We start from the raw sequence: 8,059 nt of genomic DNA, 5'->3' as shown, positions 1-8,059 counted from the left end.
TCCTACAGGGGATCTGTGGTTTGATCGCGATTGTGTGTCGAATGAAGAACCCTGTAGGAGTGAGCCTGCTCGCGATGAGGCCAGCAGGGCCTACCCTCAATTCAGCGGATCAATGCCGCTCGAGGGCATTCACCAGATCATGAAACGCTTCACGATTGGAATCGTTGAGGCCCATGAGGATCTTGTGCGCTTCGAGCACCTTGATCCGCACCACTTCTTCCGACTGGTCCTGATCCGGCAGGTCGTCCAGGCACTCCGGGCATGGCACCGGGTGGTTGACGATGTTGAACACCTGCTCGAAGCCCATCGATTGCAGCAGACGGGTAATGTCTTCGTGGGTGGTGACGACGGTCGGCAACAGGCCGACCTTCTGCCGCGACAGGATCGACAGTTTGGCCAACAGGCCCAACGTCGTGCTGTCGATGCTGCGGGTTTCGGTCAAATCGATCACGATCGCGTTGAAATTCAGCGCGGTGAAGATTTTCTCAATAGTCGCATCCAACGCCGAACACAGGGTCAGGCGAACTTCACCGACGAACTTCAGGACGAAGGTGCCGTCCTGCTCGGCGAACTGGATTCTACCGGTACTCATTAAAGATTCCTGCTCAACACCAACAGGGCGATATCATCCGGCATCTCCCCTAGCGTGGCCAATCCAAACACTTGCCGCAGACCATCCAGGCTGCCGCCCGCCGACTTCACCCGTTGAGGCAAAGCGGCTTCTTTTTCTTTGAGCGTAGGTTCTGGCAAAAGATCCAGAATGCCATCGGACATCAGCGTCAGGCTGAATGTCGGCGGCAGCTCAAGCACGTGGTCTTCGTAGGTGGCTTCATTGAACAGCCCCACCGGCAGACCACGCCCTTCGAGATAACGAACACTGTCAGGCGTGTACAACACAGGCAACGGCAGATGGCCGCCGATGCTATAGGTCAACAAACCGGTCTCCTCGTCGATGACTCCACCGACCATTGTGACGTGTTTACCCAGCTTACAACTGATCAGCCCCCGGTTGATATGACCAAGGACTTCCGAAGGCTTGAATTCCGGCAATGTGCCGTTGCGCTTGGATTCGAACAGCAAGCGCGTGGTCATGAACTTCAGCAGCACGGTGACGAAGGCTGAAGAGGCGCCATGACCGGAGACGTCCGCCAGGTAAAACGCGACCCGGCGCTCGTCGACACGGAAATAGTCGACAAAATCACCCGACAGGTACAACGACGGGATGATCTGGTGCGCGAACTTGAACTCGTCGATGCTCCACGGGCTTTCCGGCAGCATGTTCATCTGCACCTGGCGACCGGCGTTCTGGTCTTCCTGGAGCAGGTTGAGGCTGGCCTCAAGCTCGCGGTTGGCCTTTTCCAGCTTCTCGCGGTAGCGCTGGTTTTCCACCAGCAGGCGCGCACGATCCAGGGCCCGGCGCACAGAGTGCTCGAGCACAGCCAGATCTTCGAGAGGCTTGATCAGGTAGTCCGCCGCGCCCAGGCGCAGAGCCTCGACCGCGTCGTTCATCACGCCGGCACCCGACACCACGATCACCGGCGTCTGCGGTGAACGCTCGGTAACCTGACGGATCAGTTCGAGACCGCCCATCTGCGGCATGCGCAGATCGCAGATGACCAAGTCGGGCTGTTCTTGCTCGAATACCTGAAGACCCTGTTGGCCGTTGCTGGCCTGCAGGACGCTGAAACCACTGTCTTCCAAATAGGCCGCGAGGCTCGCGCGCACTACTTCGTCATCATCGATTATCAGCAGCGTGGCACTGGTTTTTGGCATGTGGGCAAACGGCGCCAGAATTAGGTTGGCGTAGTTGGCGGGGCATCGGGCCCTGCGCAGACTACTGGATTCGCTTTCTAGCCTCTCTGCTGCACCGCTTTCGAGCATTGTCTGCAAACGCGGTTATATCAGAGGTGCCCTTCTAAGGCGCAGACGGTACTCCCATCCGCAGAGCGTTTCAAGCATGCGCCGATGGTCGCTTGACGACTTTACTTGTCAAATCACCGAGAGTTATAAGAACAGCTCAAACCGTAACCCAATGGAAGGACGTAACCATGAGTCAAACCAGTCGGGACTACAGCGAAAAGCGCGATTTCATCCGCATGCGGGTCGATGCCGATATCGTGTTGATTCATGAAGGCGTTCAGATTTCAGGGGTGTGCATCGACCTCTCCAGCAGTGGCATGCAGGTCGAAGCGCCGCGTCGGTTCGCGGTCGGCGACCGTTTGAGCGTACGCATCGACTCCGATCACGCCGCACTCAGCGGCCTTGAGGCAGAGACCGAAGTGGTCTGGGTCAGGGCACAGGATGGCGGCGGCCAGAAGCTCGGCCTGACCATCCTGAAGATGAAATAGCTACACACAAAAAAGGCGACCCTGAGGTCGCCTTGTTTTTATCGGTCGAGATTAAAAATCGTCTTCGACCTGGCCATCCTTCACCTTGAACTCGCGGTTCTGCAAGTAGGCATTGCGGATGAAGGTGTATTTGTCGCCGCTGATCAGCTTCTCGCTCGACAGCAGGCTGGCGCGGGTATCGACGATGTTCAGACCGAAGATCGAGTTACGCGTAGGCACGTGGTCGATGTAGCGGTACATACCGGTGTAGCTGTCGACGTATTTCGACGGTGCGTCACGCAAGGTGCTCGGACCCATCAGCGGCAGCATCACATACGGACCGCTGCCGACGCCCCAGTAACCGAGAGTCTGACCGAAGTCTTCGTCGCTACGGTTCAGGCCCATCTTGGTGCCGACATCGAAGAAACCGAGCAGGCCGAAGGTGGTGTTGAAGATCAGGCGAGCGGTGTCGACGCCAGCGGCAGCCGGTTTGGCTTGCAGGATGTTGTTGGCAAGGTTGGTGACGTCACCGACGTTGCGAAACATGTTGTGGATGCCGTCTTCGAGGAACTGCGGTGTGACGAACTCATAGCCCTGCGCCAATGGCTTCAGCGCGTAAGTATCAACGAAGTCGTTGAACTGGAAAATTGGACGGTTAACGCTTTCCCAAGGGTCTTCTTCCGTTGCCGCCTGAGTGGCGAACGGAGCCAGCAACAGGCCGGCACATAAACAAAGCTGAGCGAGCGGATTGCTCCAGCGCATAGAAAAACTCCTTGGAATGGTACTGTCGCGGACCTCTGGGCCCGGCTATTCAGGTCGCTAGTATAAGCGTAAAAGCCCGTTTGGACAGTCCGCGCAATGCAGCAGTCTGTAGGACGCTTCGTGCATCGCCCTTCACACCGCTGTCATCCAACTGTCACTGATACGCCCTAGCCTGATCGTTATTTCAGGGATGTTGCCATGACACACGCCGAAACCTTGCCCGTCGCCGCGCCCAGACTGACTGCGGTACTGTTTGGACTCAGCGGTTGCCTGGTGGATTTCGGTGCCCGCGCCCGGCAACAGACGATCGCCCTGCCTGAATACGCTGAAGCCACACCAGGCGCATTCGACAGTTTGCACAGTTTGCAGCGCCAGCAGATTCCCTGTGTCTGGCTGGATGAACTGCCCCCTGCCCTCGCCCGGTCCTTGTCGGCCTCACTGCCGACGTGGATCAAACCTGCGCAACATTCGGCAACAATCAATCCATGGCCTGCACCGAACGCTTGCTGGCAGGCCCTGATGGACCTGAACGTCAGCAGTCTGGACGGCTGCGTATTGGTCAGTGGTGAGCCGCGCTTGCTGCAATCGGGCCTTAACGCCGGTCTGTGGACGATCGGCCTCGCCTCCTGCGGCTCGCTGTGCGGCCTGGCGCCGGGCGAATGGCAAGCGCTGAGCCAGAAAGAACGCGAACAACTGCGTGGCAAGGCGACGATGCAGTTGTTCGGCCTCGGCGTGCATTCGGTTATCGATCACTTGGGTGAACTCGACACCTGCCTGGCCGACATCAGCCTGCGCCGTCACAAAGGCGAAAAGCCCTGATCGGGATCATGCAGGTTTGCCGGGAGTGGATTAATCTAAAGGTCAGCCATAGACCTTTGGCGCGCGGCTGCGGTCAATGCCAGTGCCTATTGATAAAAGGAAAACACCATGCCCGCCCAAGAACTGCAAAAACAGCTCGATACCCTGCGCGAGCAGCTGGAACAGAATCCGCCGCTGTCGGAAGCCGAGCGTGAGGATTTGCATGCGCTGATGGCGCAGATTGAATCCGAAATTCAACTGGAGACTGCCACGCAAGACGCCAGCATCGCTGACGGCGTCAATCTGGCGGTTGATCGCTTTGAACTCGAACATCCGGCCATTGCCGGCACCCTGCGCAACATCGTTAATGCGCTGGGCAGCATGGGGATCTGATTCTCCCCGAAACGCAAAAAGCCCTGCCATCACTGGCAGGGCTTTTTCATTTCAACTTTGGCAATGCGTTCCCCTACAGTTGATCTTTATTGACGCACGAGGCGGTGATTCGGCAGCTGTACGCTTTCGGTGCTGCGATATGGGTTGATGTCCAATCCACCGCGACGCACGTAACGTGCAAACACCGTCAGCTTTTCTGGTTTCAGCAAGCGCTGCAGATCAAGGAAAATCCGCTCCACACACTGCTCATGGAAGTCCGAGTGCTGGCGGAAGCTGACGATGTATTCGAGCAAACTGGCGTGATCCAGTGCCGATCCACGATATTCCACCACCACTGTGCCCCAGTCCGGCTGACTGGTCACCGGGCAATTGGATTTGAGCAGATGGCTATACACCGTCTCCTCGACAATCCGCGAGTCGTCGCAACGCAGCAGTTCCGGGCGCGGATGCTCGTAGTTGCTGACGCTGATATCCAGATCGTCGATGCACACGCCCGGCAACGCCACAACGCCTTCCGCTTCAACGTCCTTGAGGCTGCGAACGCGCACCCCCACCGGTTTGCCGGCGGCGGCCGACAGATCCTTGATCAGGGTCGCTTCCAAGGACGCCACGTCGGCAAACGCCGTCTGGTTCAGCGAGTTCAAATACAGCTTGAACGACTTCGACTCGATGATATTCGGCGAATCCGCCGGGATGCTGAATTCGCCGATCGCCACCACGGGCTTGCCGGATGGCAACAGCCACGACAGCTCGAAGCAGTTCCAGAAATCCACACCTTTATACGGCAGGGTGTCGGCGGTCAGGCCCAGCTCGGCCCATTTCGGGGTGCGCGGAATCGGGAACAGCAGGGACGGCGTGTACGTGGCGATGTATTCGCTGGATTTGCCCAGCGGCGAATGTTCGGCTGCGGGATGCATGGCGGAAACCTGACTGAATAATCAGCGGATTCTACCAGCCTTTGCCCGCGCCTTTGAGTGCTTACTGACTGACCGTCAGTTTGCCGACCATGCCCGCCTGATAATGCCCGGGAATATTGCAGGCAAATTCCAAGCTGGTGGCCTTGCTGAAGGTCCAGGTCAACTCAGCGGTTTTGCCCGGCTCGACCAGCACGCTGTTCGGATCGTCATGTTTCATGCCATGGCCCATCGCTGCGTGATCCATGCCGGCCATATCGTGGGACATTTCCTTCATGCCGGTAGGCGTCAGCATGCCGCTTTGCTGCATCTGCAACATTTCCTGCTGGTGCTTGGCATGCATCGCCGCGTCACCGAGGTTGAATTCGTGCAACAACTGGCCTTTATTCACCAGCACAAAACGAACGGTCTCACCGGCCTTGATCTGAATCGCCTTGGGATCGAAGGACATATCGCCCATCACCACTTCAATGCTGCGCGAGGCTTTGGCGGCTGGTGCTGGCTGGCCGAAATCATAGGTGTGCGCGGGTGCTGCAAACGCCGTCGAACTCATTGCCAAAAAACAGATGGCTAGGGATTGGCGTAAAAACATGGTCGTTCTCCAACAAGATAAGGTTCAGCTTATGGGAAACTTTAGCCGGCCGGCGCTGGCATCTACCTGACAGGCAGATTACAACTTTGTCAGGTTGGCGTTTGCCGCCAGCGCTCACGGTATAAAGCTTTCGTGACTACAACACCCCCGAACCCACCCGAGTCGCCCATGAAACTGTTGATCGTCGAAGACCAAGCGAAAACCGGCCAATACCTGCGTCAGGGCCTGACCGAGGCCGGGTTCAATACGGAACTGGTGGCCGACGGCAACAGTGGTCAGCATCTGGCGCTGAGTGGTGATTACGCGCTGCTGATCCTCGACGTGATGCTGCCAGGGCGCAGTGGCTGGCAGATCCTGCAAGCGGTGCGCAGCGCCGGGCTGGATACGCCGGTACTTTTTCTGACAGCCAAAGACGCCGTAGAGGACAGAGTTCACGGCCTCGAACTGGGCGCCGACGATTACCTGGTCAAACCGTTCGCCTTCTCCGAACTGCTGGCGCGGGTACGTAGCCTGTTGCGTCGCGGCAGTGCTACAACCCAGGAAACCAGCCTGCAACTGGCCGATTTGCGCCTGGATCTGATCCGTCGCCGCGTCGAACGCAGCGGCCAGCGCATCGACCTGACGGCAAAGGAATTCGCACTATTGGAAATGCTCCTGCGTCGCCAAGGCGAAGTGCTGCCAAAGTCGCTGATCGCTTCACAGGTCTGGGACATGAATTTCGACAGCGATACCAATGTCATCGAAGTGGCGATCCGCCGTTTGCGCCTGAAGATCGACGACGAATTCCCCAACAAACTGATCCACACCGTGCGCGGCATGGGTTACGTGCTCGAAGAGCGTGGCGCCTGATGCGCCGGTTGTCCCTGAGTTCGCGCCTGGCCTTGTTGTTTGCCGCTTGCACCGCTGTGGTTTCGCTGTTCGCCGGGGTTTTGTTCAACCGCGCCAGCGAAGCGCACTTTATCGAACTCGACCAGCAACAGCTGGACGGCAAACTAATCGGCCTGCGCCGCGCCTTGCAGGATCTTCAGCCCGGTCAACGTGAAGCACGGCTGGCGGATGAGCTGAGCCGTCAGGCCGATCTGTCATTGCGCATTACCGGCACTGACGGCCAGCGCTGGTATGACAGTTCGACGCAAATCCCCAAGGATTTGCCGCAACAATCCGGCCTGTCGACCATCAGCCATGACGGCACCGATTACCGCGTGCTTAACGCCCCGCTCTACCCGGACAAAGCCGATTCACCGCAACTGTCCTTGTTGCTGGACATCACCCATCACCAACACTTCCTGCAACGCATGCAGCACCTGATCTGGCTGACCGTCGGGTTGTCAGCGCTGGCGACGGCGTTGCTCGGTGCCTGGGCAGCACGCAGCGGCTTACGGCCATTGCGACGCATGAGTGCAGTCGCCCGTGGGATTTCCGCACAATCGCTGAATGCGCGACTGCCCGAAGCGCAAATGCCGCCAGAACTTGCGGAAATGTCCCACAGCTTCAACGCCATGCTCGCACGCCTCGACGACTCGTTTCAGCGGCTCTCGGCGTTTTCCGCCGACATTGCCCATGAGTTGCGTACACCACTGTCGAACCTGCTGACCCACACTCAGGTCACCCTCACCCGCCCCCGGCCGATCGAGGACTACCGCGAAGCGCTGCACAGCAACCTCGAAGAACTGCAATGGATGGCACAACTGGTCAACGACATGTTGTATCTGGCCAAGGCCGATCATGGCTTGCTGATGCCCAAGCGGGAACCGCTGGAACTGGCGGATGAAACAGATGTGCTTTTGGAATTTTTTGCGCCGCTGGCGGAGGACGCCGGGGTCAAACTGACGCGTGAGGGCAATGCGCAGATCGAGGGTGATCGCAGTATGTTGCGCCGGGCCTTGTCGAATCTGCTGGATAACGCGCTGCGGTTTACCCCGGCTGAGGGCGATGTGAGCTTGCGGATCGTTGATCAACCGAACGCGGTACGCATTTCAGTCGAGAACAGTGGCGAGGGGATTTCTGCGGAGTTGTTGCCACGCCTGTTTGATCGATTTTATCGGGCCGATCCGGCGCGGCAGGAAGGCAGCAGTGAGCATGCGGGGTTGGGATTGGCGATTACTCAGTCGATCATCCGCGCCCATGGTGGGCAGATTCATTGCGAATCAGAGGCGGGATGGACGCGGTTTGTGATTGAGTTGCCTCGAACCTGATCGTTCCCACGCTCTGCGTGGGAATGCAGCCCGGGACGCTCCGCGTCCCTTCCAGAGCCGAACGCGGAGCGTCCGTTG

At 58.3% G+C, this 8,059-nt stretch carries 10 protein-coding genes; 5 read left to right on the top strand and 5 right to left on the bottom strand.

What is annotated here, in order from left to right:
• Positions 1 to 109: 109 nt before the first annotated feature.
• Both rssC and rssB read right to left on the bottom strand, forming a co-directional pair.
• Positions 110 to 592, bottom strand: coding sequence for an anti-sigma factor antagonist RssC (gene rssC / locus PMI23_RS24805; RefSeq protein ID WP_003226553.1), 483 nt, complete (start codon positions 590 to 592; stop codon positions 110 to 112).
• Positions 592 to 1,773, bottom strand: coding sequence for a two-component system response regulator RssB (gene rssB, locus PMI23_RS24800; protein ID WP_042705031.1), 1,182 nt, complete (start codon positions 1,771 to 1,773; stop codon positions 592 to 594). The genes rssC and rssB overlap by 1 nt, the downstream gene beginning before the upstream one ends.
• Positions 1,774 to 2,048: 275 nt before the next feature.
• On the opposite strand from rssB, the gene PMI23_RS24795 reads away from it, so the two are divergent.
• Positions 2,049 to 2,348: a PilZ domain-containing protein gene (locus PMI23_RS24795; protein WP_007910523.1), complete on the top strand. Its 300-nt coding sequence runs from the start codon at positions 2,049 to 2,051 to the stop codon at positions 2,346 to 2,348.
• A 51-nt stretch (positions 2,349 to 2,399) separates the two neighbouring features.
• Here PMI23_RS24795 and PMI23_RS24790 read toward each other — a convergent pair whose 3' ends face one another.
• On the bottom strand, positions 2,400 to 3,089 hold the full coding sequence (locus PMI23_RS24790) for an MlaA family lipoprotein (RefSeq protein WP_007910522.1): 690 nt from the start codon (positions 3,087 to 3,089) through the stop codon (positions 2,400 to 2,402).
• A gap of 198 nt (positions 3,090 to 3,287) precedes the next feature.
• Here PMI23_RS24790 and PMI23_RS24785 point away from each other — a divergent pair, with 198 nt between their 5' ends.
• Both PMI23_RS24785 and PMI23_RS24780 read left to right on the top strand, forming a co-directional pair.
• Positions 3,288 to 3,908: a hypothetical protein gene (locus tag PMI23_RS24785; protein WP_007910521.1), complete on the top strand. Its 621-nt coding sequence runs from the start codon at positions 3,288 to 3,290 to the stop codon at positions 3,906 to 3,908.
• Positions 3,909 to 4,016: 108 nt separating this feature from the next.
• Positions 4,017 to 4,280, top strand: coding sequence for a DUF4404 family protein (locus PMI23_RS24780; RefSeq protein ID WP_007910520.1), 264 nt, complete (start codon positions 4,017 to 4,019; stop codon positions 4,278 to 4,280).
• Between the two features lie 86 nt (positions 4,281 to 4,366).
• On the opposite strand, the gene queF is transcribed toward PMI23_RS24780, so the two are convergent.
• Both queF and copI read right to left on the bottom strand, forming a co-directional pair.
• Positions 4,367 to 5,197, bottom strand: a complete 831-nt coding sequence (gene queF / locus PMI23_RS24775) for an NADPH-dependent 7-cyano-7-deazaguanine reductase QueF (protein WP_007910518.1) — start codon at positions 5,195 to 5,197, stop codon at positions 4,367 to 4,369.
• A gap of 61 nt (positions 5,198 to 5,258) precedes the next feature.
• Positions 5,259 to 5,786: a copper-resistant cuproprotein CopI gene (gene copI, locus PMI23_RS24770; protein WP_007910516.1), complete on the bottom strand. Its 528-nt coding sequence runs from the start codon at positions 5,784 to 5,786 to the stop codon at positions 5,259 to 5,261.
• A 168-nt stretch (positions 5,787 to 5,954) separates the two neighbouring features.
• Here copI and PMI23_RS24765 point away from each other — a divergent pair, with 168 nt between their 5' ends.
• Positions 5,955 to 6,635, top strand: a complete 681-nt coding sequence (locus PMI23_RS24765; protein WP_007910514.1) for a heavy metal response regulator transcription factor — start codon at positions 5,955 to 5,957, stop codon at positions 6,633 to 6,635.
• Positions 6,635 to 7,981, top strand: a complete 1,347-nt coding sequence (locus PMI23_RS24760; protein ID WP_007910512.1) for a heavy metal sensor histidine kinase — start codon at positions 6,635 to 6,637, stop codon at positions 7,979 to 7,981. Before PMI23_RS24765 ends, PMI23_RS24760 begins: the two co-directional genes overlap by 1 nt.
• Positions 7,982 to 8,059: the final 78 nt, after the last annotated feature.

The sequence above is a fragment of the Pseudomonas sp. GM24 genome, from assembly GCF_000282235.1.
Lineage (GTDB): Bacteria > Pseudomonadota > Gammaproteobacteria > Pseudomonadales > Pseudomonadaceae > Aquipseudomonas.
Note: the sequence above shows the minus strand (reverse complement) of the source record. Positions and strands in the feature narration are given on the sequence as shown.

Excerpts from the sequence above, each read along its gene's own strand:
- rssC (WP_003226553.1), bottom strand. The coding sequence starts at position 592 with ATGAGTACCGGTAGAATCCAGTTCGCCGAGCAGGACGGCACCTTCGTC.
- rssB (WP_042705031.1), bottom strand. The coding sequence starts at position 1,773 with ATGCCAAAAACCAGTGCCACGCTGCTGATAATCGATGATGACGAAGTA.
- PMI23_RS24795 (WP_007910523.1), top strand. The coding sequence starts at position 2,049 with ATGAGTCAAACCAGTCGGGACTACAGCGAAAAGCGCGATTTCATCCGC.
- PMI23_RS24790 (WP_007910522.1), bottom strand. The coding sequence starts at position 3,089 with ATGCGCTGGAGCAATCCGCTCGCTCAGCTTTGTTTATGTGCCGGCCTG.
- PMI23_RS24785 (WP_007910521.1), top strand. The coding sequence starts at position 3,288 with ATGACACACGCCGAAACCTTGCCCGTCGCCGCGCCCAGACTGACTGCG.
- PMI23_RS24780 (WP_007910520.1), top strand. The coding sequence starts at position 4,017 with ATGCCCGCCCAAGAACTGCAAAAACAGCTCGATACCCTGCGCGAGCAG.
- queF (WP_007910518.1), bottom strand. The coding sequence starts at position 5,197 with ATGCATCCCGCAGCCGAACATTCGCCGCTGGGCAAATCCAGCGAATAC.
- copI (WP_007910516.1), bottom strand. The coding sequence starts at position 5,786 with ATGTTTTTACGCCAATCCCTAGCCATCTGTTTTTTGGCAATGAGTTCG.
- PMI23_RS24765 (WP_007910514.1), top strand. The coding sequence starts at position 5,955 with ATGAAACTGTTGATCGTCGAAGACCAAGCGAAAACCGGCCAATACCTG.
- PMI23_RS24760 (WP_007910512.1), top strand. The coding sequence starts at position 6,635 with ATGCGCCGGTTGTCCCTGAGTTCGCGCCTGGCCTTGTTGTTTGCCGCT.